Origin of the sequence: Chitinophaga oryzae (assembly GCF_012516375.2) — a bacterium.
GTDB lineage: Bacteria > Bacteroidota > Bacteroidia > Chitinophagales > Chitinophagaceae > Chitinophaga > Chitinophaga oryzae.
Window position 1 is genome coordinate 8,092,694 of the sequence record NZ_CP051204.2, and the last position, 16,109, is coordinate 8,108,802.

Sequence of the window (16,109 nt, forward strand, 5' to 3'; positions counted from 1 at the left end):
CGTGTTTAAGCGGATCAGAAGGTGAGATTAACATTAAAGCCAAACCGGCGCGTAGTTGGTGTTTGCAGGGTAGAAGAGCCCTGGTCGGCGCCGGGGTACTGGTCCAGGTCCACATCTTTGTTTTTAGCGAAATACAGGAGGTTCCTGCCCACAAAAGAGACATTGGCTGAACGGATGAAAGTACCTCTCAACAGGTTTTCCGGCAGGGTATAACCCAGTGTTACTTCCCGCAGTTTGGCGAAAGTTTTACTGATCAGGTTTGCTTCGTTGGTTTTGTAGTATACGCTGATGTAGTCCTGCAGGAAAGTTTTGGTAGTGTTAGGAGCGAACTGCAGTTTGTCTGCATTGGTCACGTTACCGTTGTTATCATACTGGATAGGCACATTGTTGGTGATCACCACGCCTTCTCCCTGCCATGATTTCACGCCTTTATAGTCCTGATAGCGGGCATCTCCCATGGCGCCTTCCGTGGTCAGGATATTACGTCCGCCGCGGAAAGTCTGCTGCTGGATATAGTCGATCATCTGTCCTCCTACGCGGCCATCGAACTGGAAGCTGAGGTTGAAGCCTTTGTAATGGAAGCTGTTGTTGATACCCCATACCCAGTCAGCGCTGGCGTTACCGAGGTATTGTTGGGTCGGATTCACGATAGGGCGGCCGTCCGGGCCGTTGATGATCTGGCCGTCCGGTGTTCTTACGAATTTGGTCCCGAAGAATTTATCCACCCGGTCGCCGACGCCGATATAGGCGTTCAGTTTAGTCTGGTCTCCGTAGATGCTTACGTATTTCTCCTGGAAGGTAGCCCAGTTGGCGGTTACTGTCCAGGTAAGGCCGCGTGGGTTTTTAACAGGTGTAGCGTTTACGGATATTTCATAACCGGTTTTACGGGTGTTCACGCCATTCACGAGATAGGCGGAGTCGCCGGTGCTGGGTGCCAGCAGCAGAGTGTAGATGCGCGGGCCGTTGAGGTTGGAGAAGTAGGTAGCGTCAACGCCAATACGATTTTTCAGGAAGCGGATATCCATGCCTGCTTCTGTTACCTTGCTGGTAAACGGCTGCAGGTCGGGATTGGCAATAACGCGGGCATAATATGCTGCGGCCTGGTTGCCATATACCGGTGATACGCTGTATACCGGCATGTTATAACGGGGACCGTCATACGAAGACTGGTATTCGGTACCATATCCCAGCGGATAGTTGGCTTCCGGGGTAGCGCCGATGGTCGGTACTGTAAAGCCGCCTTTCACGTTGGCATAGGAGCCGCGGAATTTGAGGAAGGAGATCACTTCCGGCAGGTGTACATAGTCAGACACTACGGTGCTGAGTGATACGGAAGGATAGGAATAGGTATTGTGTGTCACGGGCAGGTTAGAGGCTTTGTCCAGCCTGTCGGTCAGTGACACGGTAGCGTATTTGCCCAGGTCGATGTCTACATAACCGTAGGCGCTGAGCACCAGCATGGGCGCGCTGTAGCTGGTAGCATACAATGGATCGCGGGAGTTTCCGAAGCCATACCATCCGGGAGCGTTGAGGTAGTTGGTGGAAACGAAGCTGGAGTTATATTTATACGAACGGGCGTTACCGCCTACGGAGGCCCGGATGCCGATTTTGTGCGGAAACACGTTGGCATAGGACAGCATCACGTCGGTGTTGTTTTCGTACAGGGAGCGTTTGTCTTCGCGGTAGTCGCCTTTACCTTCCTCACGGCCATAGGGGTGGGCGGAATAGGGCATCTTCTCCGTACGGAAGAGGTCATAGCTGGTGACCTGGGTGCGGGCCATCAGTTCCAGCTTATCAGACAGTTTGTACGTCAGTTTAGCGTAGCCGTTCAGATCTGTTTTGTGATGGCCGCGCAGCCATTCGTAGGCCATGAACCAGGGGTTGTGATAGCGCTGGTATTCGGCGTAGATGGACTGAATACCTTCTTTTCCCGGCTGCCAGTAGTTGCGCATGTCGTCCATGCTCCAGTCGGCGCCTGCCCAGATAACGGTGTTATAGATAAGGCTGTTGGGGCCGTACGTTACATCCGGGAAATTATCGCTGGCCTGGCGGTTATAGTTCAGATAGCCTTCCAGCCGCAGTTTGGGAGAGAAGCTATAGCCAGCGGAGATATTGAAGTTGACGATATCCAGGGAAGTATTGGGCACGATGCCTTTCTGGTAGGAATTAGACAGGGAGAAGCGCAGGTCGGCTTTGTCCGTATGTGCCGACACGGCGAGGTTGTTGGTGCTCAGCATGCCGGTGCGGAGAAAGCGTTGCAGGTTGTTTTTACCGCGGGCTGTCCAGGGGGTGCCGGTGCGTTTGCCGGTAGCGGGATCAATAGGACTGTCGTATTGTGGAATGAGCTGGCCTTCAAATTTCGGTCCCCATACGTCGTAGTCGGCATCGTTTACACCGGCGCCCTTACCGTCAACAAACGCGTACTTTCCGTGGTCACCGGGGCCGTAGAGGTCCTGTACTTTGGGAATGGCATTGAAGCCTCTTTCGAACATGGTACTGGAATTGAATTCGATGGAGTAGCCTCTTTTGTCCCTGGAGCCTTTTTTGGTGGTGATCATGATGGCGCCGTTGAGGCCACGGGAGCCATAGAGTGCAGATGCAGTGGCGCCTTTCAGAACAGTATAGCTTTCGATATCATCCGGGGAAATGTTCCAGGTATCGGAGTTAATAGGCACGCCGTCTACCACGTAGAGGTTGATGTTATTACCGCGGAGCTGTACCATGGGAGCGGCGAGCAGTTCAGCGGAGGCGCCTACGGTGAGGCCGGCCACTTTACCTACAAGGCCGTTGATGGGATTGGGTTCCCGGGCTTTCACGAGGTCGGCGCCTTTTACTTCCTGTACAGCGTAGCCTACCCGTTTTACTTCTTTACGTATGCCCAGCGCTGTTACCACTACTTCTTCCAGTGCTTTTTTGTCTGTCTGCAGAACGATGGAAAGGAAGTTGTGGTTATTGACCGGGAATTTACCGGTCAGGAAGCCGATGGAGCTTACTTCGAGGATATCTGTACCGCTGGCGGTGATGCTGAAGTTACCGTTGGCATCGGTGACTGCGCCTCTGTTGGCGCCGGTTACCTTCACCGTGGCGCCGATGACCGGTTGATGATCGCCGGCCGAAAGGACTTTTCCGGTGACGGCTTGTTGTGCTGTTGCTGTTGATACGTTCAGCAACAGCAGTAGCAGGGCACATAGCTGCGTAAGTGCCTGTCGTAGGTTTGCTTGCATGGCAATTTAGATTAAGGGGGGTAATGTTGATTACCATGCAAAGGTTAAGTTCGAATATGATGGAAATGTTAAGTTATACTAAATTTAACGTTAAGTATTTGTATATAACAGGTCAAAAAAGTTTACTATTTCTCTGAGTCGAGGAAGAAATACACGACGAGGATCTGCGCGGTATCTTCGCCGATATTGGCGGGTTTGTGGCCCAGGCGGCCGTCGAAGAAGAGGGAGTCGCCTTCTTCGAGGATATATTTTTCGTTATCGATCAGGTATTCCACTTTGCCTTTGATGATATATTTATACTCATAGGCGTCGGTTTTAACGACCTGGGAGCGGCGGGCGCCTTTTTTCAGTTCCAGCATGACGATATCCACCGGGAAATGTTTGACGTTTTTGGTGAGTATCCTTTTATACTGAAACCCTTTGGCGGGCTCTTTTTCGAACTCCTGGTAGGAAGATTTTTGTTTGATGATGACCTTGGCCTGTTGCGACTGCTGGTCTATTTCATTGAAGAATTCGTTGAGGTCGAGGTTCAGCGCGCGGATGATATTGATGAGCACCAGCAGGGAGGGCACGGTGCGGTTGTTCTCTATCTGGGAGATAAGGCCTTTGCTGACTTCTGCTTTATCAGCCAGTTCCTGTATGGTAATGCCTTTGGCTTTCCGTTTTTCCTTGATCCTGTTACTGATCTGAATGATAATATCCTCGGTCATATAGGTCGGTCTTGGGACAAATATAGGGAGAGAAAGCTAATGCATTACGTTATATATTTGCCGCATGTTCAGTATCGACCAAATTCTAGCCATCGCGTTCACGCTGTTTGCCGTTATAGATATCGTTGGTTCCATCCCGGTGCTGGTGTCTCTGAAGGAGAAACTGGGGCATATCGACGCCGGTAAGGCCACCCTTGCTTCCGGCTTCCTGATGGTGCTGTTCCTGCTGGTAGGCGAGCAGTTCCTCCGGCTGTTCAGCGTAGACGTGCATTCGTTTGCGGTAGCCGGCTCCATTGTCATTTTTGTCATCGGCCTGGAAATGATCCTGGGACTTGAACTTTTCAAGAGCGGGCAGGACGTTAAATCCGGCAGTATCGTCCCCATTGCCTTCCCGATGATCGCCGGTTCGGGTACCCTGACCACCATTATGTCGCTTAAAGCCAACTTCGGGGAGTATAATATCCTGGCTGGTATTGTGCTGAACCTGCTGATCGTTTTCGTGGTTTTAAAGAGCCTCAACTACATAGAACGCTTGCTGGGAAAGGCCGGGCTGATGGTATTGCGCAAGTTTTTCGGGGTGATCCTGCTGGCCATCGCGGTAAAAATTTTTAAAAGTAATATCAATCTTTAATGTAATTTGGGATTATTCCGGAGAAAATGTAACTTCGCGTTCCCTTTTGGCCTCGTAGTACAATGGATAGTATAAGAGTTTCCGAAGCTCCAGATTCAAGTTCGATTCTTGACGAGGCTACCAAAAGATTCATTCGCCCAATTTCAGCTTTACTGGAATTGGGCGTTTTTCATTTATGGACGTGGGTTTCGGAGGAAAGGGCGGTAAAAGGGAGTAAAGGGGGATTAAACGAAATCTTGCCCCAAACCTTACCCCATACCTTACCCCCAAATATATAACTGGTAGGGCTTTGATCACCTGTAATTCACCCATTATGCCAAGTTGATTTTTAACTGTAACGAGTTGCCCGGAGCCGTAGAACATACAAACGCCTTTTTCCGGCACTTTCTGATCATCCCCTTTGGCGTGACCATTGTGACCTGTCTGGTAAGAAATGCCAAGTTCTGCGAGGTACTATCCACAGCTACCCTTGAACTGGCCGATCAGGGGAAGACTTTCCCCAGGTCATTTACGCGCGCACATAGGCAAAGTGCTCATACAGGGGAAGTTAAATAATGTTAATTACAACCTTCTTCCCCCTTAATCAAATAAAAGTATGACCTGGTATGGTTATTTTACCGCTGCTCTATATACCAGGGTAAAAGTCTGCATGATCGTACAATCGACAAAAAACTTATTATCCTCGGGATAATTGAATAAATCTTCTAGTGTATATTCGTAAAATGTGGAATTTTTCTCCATCGAATTGTAAGCGACAATAGGAATGATTAATGCATCCCCTTCTTTTAATTTTCGTTTAAATATCTCCTCCCAATTTATTTTACTATATAAATCAGCCTTCGTTAGTTGAGCGACCATCTTTTCAGGAAAATATTTTGAAGGCAATATTTTTAAAATTCCCCCCTGAGAATTAAAAATAATCTTCATTGAAAATGCTGATGCAATCTTCTTTTCAGACAATTCCGTCGGGTATCGTACATTCCTTTCCAATATCCGAATCAGTTCATCTTTTGCATTTTGATGCTCACTAGTGTGTGCTGCTACAGTTCCAGAAAACGAAATGCTTGTCAAACTAAAAAAGTTAATTAGAATAAACAATCTCATAAGTTGGATTTTTATAACCAGACAAAAAATTAGTATTTAGTTATAGCAGCGGGTACCTTTATTCTGATTCTTGTCATATTGGTCACCCCTCAGCAAAACATTATTTGCTTCTGTTGGGTTTGCTTGCGCAAATAACAACCAGGCTTTGGTATCTTGTAGCCCTTCCCATGCCAATGCCTCCGCGTCACCCCAGCTAAGGCCTGGACCCAATATGGGAAGTAAAGCAAGAAATGTCCTGATCAGTAGCGAAAGCGAACTGATAACACTACTCAACAGCTTACTTTAACCTTAGCAAAATACAATATTACCCAATCCTGCTATCAGATTCATTTCCCATACAACCGCGCCAAATCACACCCCATTTCTTTCGCCAGTTCATAATAACTGACATCTGGACTGATCTTCAGATCATGGTAAATCTCCTTCCGTATATCCGGATGATAATACAGATCCAGGTCCGTCAGGCTTTCCGGATAATATTCCCCCGCTATCAGATCCTCCCGCCCCTGCAGCGACAGCGCAGCATCCAGTACTACCATAGGAAATTCTGCGCCTGGTAGTATGCCCGGATATTCCACAGGGCCTTTTATACTGGTACGGAAATACAATTCTCCTCTCATCAATCTTACTTCATTGTAAGCATTCCCTACGACTTCCGGAAACTCTACTTTGGTAATATCCACTTCCCTGTATCCGGCTTTTCCGCATTCAATTTGATGGCTCTTCAGGTCCATACGGAAAACAAATACCCGTGGGATCAATATCTCCGGATTATCAGGAGGAAGTGTGGAAGCATATATTCCTTTGTATATCTCAACAAGCTGACAACCGGTATAACTGCTAAAATAACTTTCACTATTGACGGCTGCATTTTTAAGTTGCCGGTCCACATCAAACAGTACCCTGCCGAAAATATAGCGGGGATGGCCTTCTTGCTTCCAGTAAAAAATGTCACCTGTCGAAATTTTCTTTTTCATTTGATCCGTTTAAATAGAAGATATGAAAAATGCCCATCAGAGAACTGAATGGGCGTTTTTTGTTTTGGGTTAACGTTACTAGTCGTTTATGATTGTGAACTTTGGCATAATGCCGTAGTATTGTTCTTTCACTTTACCAGCATAGCATTCGGGGAATGTTTGCTGCCACGATCCAGACCTCAGACAAGCCATAAAATCAATGGCAGCAAACCATCAAACAGTGGATATTTTTTTATCCTGAATGGCTTTAAAATCTGCTTCTTTTAAGCGCCATCCGTAAACTGAAGTAAAAGTAGTGTATCCTCAAACGTCCTTTCATGGCAGGTCGATATCCGCGGCAGGCGTTTCAATATCTGCGGTTATTTCCTGAATTTTCGCAGGGTGCTAAATATCTGCACTGAAGTATATCCTCGTAAACTTCTCTATAACACCAATGTGTTATGTTGAATAGCAGGGTTTTATCTATATTTGGAGACATTCAACTAGATAACCAAAATCTGTATCATCCTTATTTACCCATAACGTTTGCCGAATTGTTTGGAAGCTAAATATTCTACAATTAGTGAAGTAAATCATAAATCTAAAATTGTGCTGTTGCCCGTGAAGAGATAGAGAACTTTTCAACCAAAAAAATTTAAGTCAACCTATGATCAAAGCGTTAGTCACAGCATCGTAGAAACACTTGTTTTTGCTTGTAATTAAGAATTTTTTTAACATCCGTACTGTCATTTTCAGGCCCGGCAAGGCCTGTGGTTTTGTTATTGCCATTTACATATATACTCGTGAGTGACCCACAGTAATCAAGGATAATCCACCTTTATTTCTTACTGATCTCGGAGCCATATGCTGTAGGTGGTCGGGGAATTCCTGTCTTTATATGTTATCTCAAATCAAATCTAAATTGCTCATGAAAAATTTGCTACTCTTATGGCTGTTCGTGGCCAGCAGTATTGTGCATGCTTATGCTCAGACACGAACAATCTCCGGAAAGGTCACAGATGCAAAAGACGGCGCGCCGATACCAGGTGTGACTGTCAGCATCAGTGGCTCCAGAACAGGCACCATGACAGGTCCTGACGGAAGTTACAAACTACCGGTGAGCGACAACGCTTCGCTGGTATTTTCCTATGTCGGTTATCTCAACCAAACGGTGTCCACCACCGGCAAAAGCCGCGTGGATATTTCCATGCAGGTAGACACCAAAGGTCTGCAGGAAATAGTGGTGACCGGTGTGGGCGCAGCCACTGACAGAAGGAAAGTCGCTATTGCGGTAGAATCGTTGTCAGGAAAAGATCTGCCTAAAGTACCTGCCGCTTCTATCGACCAGGCCCTGGTAGGTAAAATCGCGGGTGCACAGATATCCTCTGTTTCCGGTCAGCCAGGCCAGCAGGCACAAATTATTCTACGCGGTATCAACTCATTGGGGGGCAACGGCACCCAACCCATGATCCTCCTGGACGGCGTGCAAGTCAATGCCGGCAGCAGCTTGAACGGCTCCTCCGGCAACCTCTCCTCCAGGCTTGCAGACCTTGACCTGTCTAACATAGAAAGAGTGGAAGTAGTTCAGGGAGCTGCCGCTGCTACCATCTATGGCGCACAGGGTGCCAACGGCGTTATCCAATTGTTCTCCAAAAAAGGAACCCGTACCGGAAAAGTAAATGTCAACTTTAGTTCAAGAGTGAGCTTTGATGACGTGTTAAAAGGTAATTTCAAATACCTTCGTAAACACTATTATCCTACCGATGCTGAAGGATTTATCCTCGACACCAGGGGCAACCGGATTAAACAAGATGCAAAAGGCACCTGGACGCAACCTAACAGGGATATCACTCCTAACACTGTCATGGATAAAGACTTCAAAGAACCTACCTACGATCACGTTGATCAGTTATTTAAAAACGGCGCGCCTACATACAACAACGCCATCAATATCTCCGGGGGCAAAGAAGGGTATGATTTTGCGCTCAACGTCTCCAACCTCAAACAAACCAGTATTATCAACGGAGACTACAGCAGAACCAATCTCTCCCTGAACCTGGGAGCAGATATCCTGAAAAATCTTAAACTCCGCTCTACTACACAACTCATCACTTCTAAAAATACAACCGGCGCCATTACAGGTCAGAATAACATCTTCAGCGGATTAGGCACCGCCATGTCATCCTATCAATATGAGGACTTATTGTTCAGAGATTCCATCGGTAATTATCCTTTCAATACCGTCACAAGCGATAACTCTGTATATCCGTACTATTCGTTTCAGAATCGGACATATGAGGCCAAAACCAGCCGGGTGGTACAAGGTATTAGCCTCAATTATCAACCTGTCAGGTTTCTGGAAATAGACTATAAATATGGTATTGACTATTCCCGCTACGATTTCACCGATTTTATCCACAATCAGGAGCAAACGCTGACTCCTGGAAAGGGCATTGACCCGTTTAATGGGAAGCTCACTTACGACAGAGACAATGAGACAATCCAGAACTCGCTGATAACTTTGTTCGTAAAAACTGATTTTGAACGCGACTTCAACCTGAAAGTGCCTATCACCACCTCCACCCAGTTTGCATACGACTGGCGTAAACGTGTGTATGGCAACGTTATTTCGGAAGGAGTTGGTTTCGCACCCTTTCCACCCTATACATTAGCCAATGCTGCCTCCAAAAGCAACGATGAAACCCGCATAGAATTCGTCACCTACGGCTATCTGATCAATCAACATATTGATTACGGAAACCTGTTCGGCATCTCCGGTGGAGTAAGGATAGACTACTCTTCTGCGTTCGGTCGTGGTACCAAACCATTCACATTCGGTCGTGGCGATGCCTACTTCAGGCTGGGCGAGTTGTTAAAAGTTCCAAGCATCTATGAACTGAAATTAAGGGGCGCTTATGGCGTAGCAGGTATCCAACCGGAGCCATATGACCGACAAATCACTCTCTCTAAAGGCGCTATCGGTGACGCGAACTATCTTATTCTCAAAAATACCCTGAATAACTCTGACCTTACTGTAGAAACTTCTAAAGAAGCGGAAGTAGGTATCGACCTCGGTCTTGAACTCGGTAAAGGCAAGTGGTTTAGAAAACTTGTTTTTGTTCCTACCTATTGGGATAGGAGTTCCAGCAGCGTTATACGGTCTATTGATCTCTCTCCGTCTACCGGTGCCAGCGGCATCAGAACCAATGCGCTGACCATCAAATCCAACGGTTTCCAGTTTTCATTTGACCTGGATGTACTGGAAAGCAAAAAGATGTATTGGAACTTTGGGGTAAAATTCGGGAAACAACGTTCTATCGTTGATAAGATCTCCAACGGGAAACCTATCACTATTGGAGGCTCCGGCGAAGGCCAATTTGTGCTGAAAGAAGGTGAAAGCGTGGGCGCATTCTTTGGCGTTACACCGCTCACCAGCATCGATGAGCTCCCCGCTACTGCCGTAAAAGGTAACTATGAAGTTGGCCCCAACGGTTACGTAGTAAATAAAAACACCAAGGCTGTAATGTTCGGCACCGAAAACAAAAAAATCGGTGACCCTACTCCTAAATTCAACATGAGTTTCAATAATACGCTGACTTTCAACGGTCAGCTGACGTTATCCTTCCAACTTGACTGGGTATATGGCGGCCAGGTTTACAACCAGACACGGCAATGGTTATATGCAGACAAGATCAGCAGTGACTTCGAAAAGCCAGTTACTATTAACGGTCAAACTGGCGCCTTCATCGCTTACTATAACAGTCTTTATAACACCAACGGTACAAACTCCGTATTTGTAGAAGACGGCTCTTTCCTGAGATTGCGTGACCTCACCCTCAACTACAGGCTGGACAAATTCCTGACCAACAAATTCATCAACACGGCGCAGGTCAGCCTCACCGGAAGAAACCTCTTCACCATCAGTAATTACTCCGGTCTGGATCCTGAAGCCAGCGCCCGTGTAAATGACCCTACCAGAAGAGGTATCGACGTATACTCTTTCCCAAACTTCAGGTCTATACAAATCGGTGTAACGTTTGGCTTCTAAAACACAAAAAATTCCGAACATGAAGAAAGTATTTCTCGCAATATTCTCCGCCTCCCTCCTTTTCGGTTGCAGTAAGAGCAGCCTGGACCTGGTGAATCCTAATGAACCTACCCCGGCCGTATTGAAATCAGAAGAAGGACTGGTTAGAGGCGCTCTTGGCATTTATAACAAATTCGGTCTTGAATTCTGGTGGATAGCTCTCGCCAATCATGATGCCATGGGCGACAGCTACACCATCAGTGCAGGTAACTTCTCCTGGAGGTGGGTGAACCAAGTGTCCAAAATTACTTTGTCCAACGGTACAGTACTGACGCCACCCCAGGGCGGCTCTCAGGGCACGGAGTTAAAGAACCGCAACGACCGTTCTTTTGGTAATGACAATGCATTTTACAACGAATGGGCGGCACTCTACTTTGTGAATAACCAGGCTAATCTGATCCTGGATGTCACCTCCAAAAGCGATTTGGAGCTGAAAGGCACAGCAGATCAGGTAGCTACCAAAAAAGCATTGATCCGTGCTTATGCTTACTGGTGGAAAGGATTTACCTACTCCCGCATCGGTTCCATCTATATCGCCGGGGTACAGGCCGATAAATTTGTAGACGGCACCCTGATGAACAACGAGTTCGTAACCCACGATGCGATAGTAAAATTAGGTAATGACAACTTCGACGCTTGTGTGGCTGAGCTAAACAAGGTTACAAACGTCGAAACTTATAATGCGCTGTTCAAACGCCTTATTCCCGATTTTACTACTAGTGGTAAAGGCGGCGTAATCAGTCCTGATGCATGGAAAAGACATATTAACACCTATAAGGCCAGAAACCTCCTGGTAAACAAAAAGGTGGCCCAGATGACCAATGCAGACTGGACCAATGTGTTAAACCTCGCCACTGCTGGTATTACCCAAGAGGACAAAATCTTCACGATGCGCAGCGCAGATGTAAACGACCTGGTGTCCATCACCGCCTGGTCTCCCTACCGCTTACAGATTGGTTGGGAAAACATCAGCGAACGCCTCGTTCAGGACTTCAAAGCAGGGGATGAGCGTTATACCCGCAACATAGACGGTCCGTATGCCGCCTACGGCAATGAAAGAAACAGAGGCGCACAATACGCTACCAGGTGGTATCTTTATGAAATAGGCGATGGCGGCGATTGGGCCTCCACTACTACGGGTCTGGCGGAATTGCCAGTTGCCTGCTCCTACGAAGAAAATGCACTGATGATCGCAGAAGCAAACATCCGCCTCGGCAATATCGACGAAGGGCTGAAATATGTTGACGCCGTACGTGACTATCAACAGTCAGGCCTCGCACATGTTTCCGGTACCGGCCTTTCACAGGCAAACGCCCTCGAAGAGCTGCGCCGCGAAAGAAGAATTGGCCTCTTCCTCAAAAATGTGGCCTTCTATGACGCCCGGAGATGGAACGTTACCGCTCCTGCCGCACAAGGTGGCGGACGCCAACACGCATGGGTGATCAAACCGGATAATACCCTGGATGCCAATGCCACTATCGAATACAATTATCTCGATTACTGGGACGTTCCGCAAAATGAGCTGGACTTCAATACCCCCAGCAACACTTCTGCTCCGGTAAAATCCAACTAATCCTCTTTTCTCTTTTAATACAAACGGGGGCGGCGTATAGCCGTCCCCGTTTTTTATTTTACCATTCAGTTGTAAATTGTTGCGGTCAGCGGTGCCATAACCTTCGCCATTTGTACTTGATACGTTGCCAGGGCGTTCTTTTCTGTATAGCACCTACGACAACTACTTCTCCGAGCAACTGGGTATCAATTTCTTTCAATACTACATCAACCGTCTGCTGACTTGTTACCGGTACCTCAGCCGTCGTACACCCAATAAAGGAAAAAACCAGGGTTATTTTCTGTTCCCAGGCAGGAATATTTAAATGGTAGTGGCCGTTGGCATCTGCAACGGCGCCTGTATTGCTTCCTTTGATCGCTACCAAAGCCCCTGGCATAGTAGCTCCCCCTTCCAGTGTCACTTTTCCGCTAATGGTGCGCAACATCGTGGTATCTGCCTGGTGCACCGGATGGTCCGCGGCAGCTGCCATGGTAGCCGGCACCCCGGCTGCCAGCAGCGCGCCCAGTACGGCAACGGGCAACAGTGAGGCGGCCTGCGGCTCCGGGCGTATCTTCCGGTCCAGCTGCGACTGCCTGAAACGGCCGCAATACTGCTGTGAGGTATTGGAAAGTAATGCAAGTACCTCGCTATCTGTGAGGCCGGTGAAATCAATGACGGTCTTCCGGCAACTGTCACAGAAACGGCCCCCGGCGGCAGGTATCATATTTTCCCAGGATTGCTGGCAAGGATGCGGTATAGAAACGATCAGGGATATCTTTCGCATAAGTAATGAATTACCATAATTTACGCCTTTTGACTGAAACAGCGCGGCCGGCGCAGGAGGTCCCGTGCCGGCCGTAAATTTATCCCTGTTACTTTTCCAGCACCAGCTTATCCAGTTCAGCCGAGATGAAACTGATTTCCTCCGGTGTGAGCAGAATATTGGCCGCCTTAGCATTTTGCACCGCCTGCTCAGCGTTACGGGCGCCTACCAGCGCAATGGTGATGCCCGGCTGCTCAATCGTCCAGCGGATGACCAGCTGGGAGAGAGAAGCATTTTTATCCAACGCCAACGGATATAGCTTTTCCAGGAAAGCGTTGGTCCGCTTCAGGTTTTCTTCTCTGTAGAAATAAATGCCGGCGCGGTGATCGCCCGGGGCAAACTGATGGCCGGGTTTCATTTTACCAGTCAGCAGGCCGCGCTCCAGCGGGCTGTAAGCGAGGATAGATAATCCATTTTCAATACAATAAGGTACCTCCTTTTCTTCAATCCCACGTTTCACCATGCTGTAAGGCACCTGGTCGGACACCAGCGGTACGTATTTACGGGCTTCTTCCAGCTGTTCAGCGTTATAGTTACACACGCCTGCATACCGCACTTTGCCCTGTTTAATCAGCTCTGCCACCGTATCCATCGATTCCGCAATGGGCGTGGTGGAATCGGGCCAGTGGATCTGGTACAGATCAATATAATCCGTGCCCAGGCGGCGCAGACTGTCCTCGCATTCTCTGATGATACTGGCCTTACCGGCGTATTTATAGATATCGATATCCCTTCCCTGGTTATCCTGGCTGTGGAAACCAAAATCGCCTTTGGCCAGGTCCCAGCGCATACCAAATTTGGTCATGATCTGCACTTTGTCGCGCGGGAGGCCTTTGATGGCTTCCCCGGTAATTTCTTCGCTGGTGCCTTGTCCATAGATAGGAGCCGTATCGATGGAAGTCACTCCTTCATCGTAGGAAGCCCTGATGGCCCTCACGGCATCCTTACGTTCGGTACCGCCCCACATCCAGCCACCGGCGGCCCATGCGCCGAAAGTAACCACAGAGGCTTTTAAGTCAGATTGTCCCAGTTGTCTGTATTCCATAACCCTTGTTTTGCGTCAAAAATAAAAGAGTCCGGAAATTCATCTCCGGACTCCCTGATATATAACTGTTATTTTAACCATTCAGTTCACTTAATTCCAGCCAGCGCATACCCTTATCATCCAGTAATTGGATGATTTCTCCTATCCGGTGCGTAAGCGGCTCCATCTCTTCATAAGGCAATGTTCCACTGGCCAGTTTAGCTTCGATGGCTTTCTTTTCATCTTCCAGCGACTCCATCTCTTTTTCCAGTGATTCGAACTCCCGCTTTTCCTTGTAGGACATTTTACGCGGACCGTTGTCTGTGGCGGCTGTAGCGGTTGCCTGTACCGTTTCGGCTTTGGTTTCTCTCTTTTCTTCTGACTTGCGTTTGTCTTCTTCTTTCTGCCATTCACGGTACTGGGTGTAATTACCGGGATAGTCACGTACTACGCCGTCGCCTTCAAACACAAAAAGGTGGTCCACCAGTTTGTCCATAAAATAACGGTCGTGGCTTACTATGATCACGCAGCCCTGGTATTCCATGAGGAAGTTCTCCAGGATACTGAGGGTGGGCAGGTCCAGGTCGTTGGTAGGTTCATCGAGTACCAGGAAGTTGGGATTGCGGAAAAGGATAGACAGCAGGTGCAGCCTTCTTTTTTCGCCACCGCTCAACCTGGAAATATAGGTGTATTGTTTTTCCGCCGGGAAGAGGAACAATTCAAGGAACTGGGCGGCGCTCACTTTAGTACCGTCCGCCAGCGGGAAGTTTTCCGCGATGTTCTTTACAAACTCGATCACGCGCATATCTTCTTTCACCACCAGGCCTGTCTGGGAATAGTTACCAAACACGATAGTCTCTCCCACGTTGATTTTACCGGAATCCGGCTGCTCGGAGCCCAGAAGCATATTAAGGAAGGTGGACTTACCGACGCCATTTTTACCGACTACGCCCACACGCTCTCCTTTTTTGAAGGTATAATCAAATCCTTTGAGGATCACATGGTCGCCATAAGCTTTATAGACCTTTTTAAGTTCCAGGATTTTACCGCCCAGGCGGGTCATTTTCACATTCAGTTCCAGTTGCTGGTCCGCCATCCTGGTGGACGCTTTTTCTTTCACTTCATAGAAGGCGTCCTGACGGGCTTTGGATTTGGTGGTGCGGGCTTTGGGCTGCTTACGCATCCATTCCAGCTCCTTACGATAGGTATTGCGGGCTTTTTCCACGCTGGAGCGGTCCATTTCTTCCCGGGTCGCTTTGCGTTCCAGGTAATTTTCGTAGTCTCCCTTGTAAATGAAGAGTTGTTCCTGGTCCAGCTCCATGATTTCGTTGCAGACGCTGTCAAGGAAGTAGCGGTCGTGCGTTACCAGGAGGAGGGTCACTCTTTCCTGATCAAGATAATTTTCCAGCCATTCGATCATCCCTACATCGAGATGGTTGGTAGGCTCGTCCATGATAAGCAGCACGTGTTTGTGTTCAAAGCCGATGTCTATCAGCACTTTAGCCAGGGCTACCCGTTTTTGCTGGCCGCCGGAAAGGGAGCCTACGGGCTGATCGAGATGATGTATATTGAGTTTACCCAGGATCTGTTTCACTTTGGCGTCAAAATGCCAGGCATTGAGCTCATCCATGCGGGCGAAAGCCGCGGTGAGCTTTTCCACATCCGGCTCGTGGCCTTCTTCTGTCAGGAGTTCGTATTCCTTGATAGCGTTCAGTGTGGGGTTGTCGTGATCGAAGATATTCTCGATCACGGATTTGTTGAGGTCGAAATCGGACTGTTGCTCCAGCATTACAACGGTCACATCCTTGTGTATCCACACTTTTCCTTCATCGGGGGCTTCTTTGCCCAGGATAATCTTGAGCAGGGTGGATTTACCCGTTCCATTCAGCGCTACCAGCGCTATTTTATCGCCTTCTTCGATGTGAAAAGAGATATTCCGGAATAATGGCTTAACGCCGTATGATTTAGTGAGCCCTTCTACTGTAACGTAATGCATAA

10 protein-coding genes and 1 tRNA gene are annotated in these 16,109 nt (G+C 48.1%); 4 read left to right on the plus strand and 7 right to left on the minus strand.

What is annotated here, in order from left to right; translation table 11 throughout:
- Positions 1–14: 14 nt before the first annotated feature.
- Both HF324_RS32105 and HF324_RS32110 read right to left on the minus strand, forming a co-directional pair.
- Positions 15–3,224 carry a SusC/RagA family TonB-linked outer membrane protein gene (locus HF324_RS32105; RefSeq protein ID WP_168861641.1) on the minus strand — a complete coding sequence of 1,070 codons (3,210 nt, stop codon included), beginning with the start codon at positions 3,222–3,224 and terminating at the stop codon, positions 15–17.
- A 125-nt stretch (positions 3,225–3,349) separates the two neighbouring features.
- A complete protein-coding gene (locus HF324_RS32110) occupies positions 3,350–3,934 on the minus strand; it encodes a helix-turn-helix domain-containing protein (RefSeq protein WP_168807786.1) in 585 nt (194 codons plus the stop codon).
- A 64-nt stretch (positions 3,935–3,998) separates the two neighbouring features.
- Between HF324_RS32110 and HF324_RS32115 the strand changes: the two genes are divergently transcribed.
- Together HF324_RS32115 and HF324_RS32120 are read left to right on the plus strand one after the other, a co-directional pair.
- Positions 3,999–4,565 carry a MarC family protein gene (locus HF324_RS32115; protein ID WP_168807788.1) on the plus strand — a complete coding sequence of 189 codons (567 nt, stop codon included), beginning with the start codon at positions 3,999–4,001 and terminating at the stop codon, positions 4,563–4,565.
- 48 nt (positions 4,566–4,613) lie between these two features.
- Positions 4,614–4,688 (plus strand) — tRNA-Arg (locus tag HF324_RS32120).
- Positions 4,689–5,174: 486 nt separating this feature from the next.
- Here the strand turns inward: HF324_RS32120 and HF324_RS32125 are convergent.
- Both HF324_RS32125 and HF324_RS32130 read right to left on the minus strand, forming a co-directional pair.
- Complete coding sequence (locus HF324_RS32125) at positions 5,175–5,669, minus strand: hypothetical protein (RefSeq protein ID WP_168807806.1); 495 nt, start codon at positions 5,667–5,669, stop codon at positions 5,175–5,177.
- A 326-nt stretch (positions 5,670–5,995) separates the two neighbouring features.
- A complete protein-coding gene (locus HF324_RS32130; RefSeq protein ID WP_168861642.1) occupies positions 5,996–6,646 on the minus strand; it encodes a hypothetical protein in 651 nt (216 codons plus the stop codon).
- Positions 6,647–7,553: 907 nt separating this feature from the next.
- Here HF324_RS32130 and HF324_RS32135 point away from each other — a divergent pair.
- A complete protein-coding gene (locus HF324_RS32135; protein ID WP_168807817.1) occupies positions 7,554–10,673 on the plus strand; it encodes a SusC/RagA family TonB-linked outer membrane protein in 3,120 nt (1,039 codons plus the stop codon).
- Positions 10,674–10,692: 19 nt separating this feature from the next.
- Complete coding sequence (locus tag HF324_RS32140; RefSeq protein ID WP_168807819.1) at positions 10,693–12,285, plus strand: RagB/SusD family nutrient uptake outer membrane protein; 1,593 nt, start codon at positions 10,693–10,695, stop codon at positions 12,283–12,285.
- Positions 12,286–12,370: 85 nt separating this feature from the next.
- Here HF324_RS32140 and HF324_RS32145 read toward each other — a convergent pair whose 3' ends face one another.
- The 3 genes from HF324_RS32145 to HF324_RS32155 form a co-directional block, all read right to left on the minus strand.
- Positions 12,371–13,048, minus strand: a complete 678-nt coding sequence (locus HF324_RS32145) for a carboxypeptidase-like regulatory domain-containing protein (RefSeq protein ID WP_168861643.1) — start codon at positions 13,046–13,048, stop codon at positions 12,371–12,373.
- A gap of 88 nt (positions 13,049–13,136) precedes the next feature.
- Positions 13,137–14,132, minus strand: a complete 996-nt coding sequence (locus HF324_RS32150; RefSeq protein ID WP_168807821.1) for an aldo/keto reductase — start codon at positions 14,130–14,132, stop codon at positions 13,137–13,139.
- Between the two features lie 73 nt (positions 14,133–14,205).
- The gene (locus tag HF324_RS32155) at positions 14,206–16,107 is read right to left on the minus strand and encodes an ABC-F family ATP-binding cassette domain-containing protein (protein ID WP_168861644.1); all 1,902 of its coding nucleotides are present in this window, start codon (positions 16,105–16,107) and stop codon (positions 14,206–14,208) included.
- Positions 16,108–16,109 lie beyond the last annotated feature (2 nt).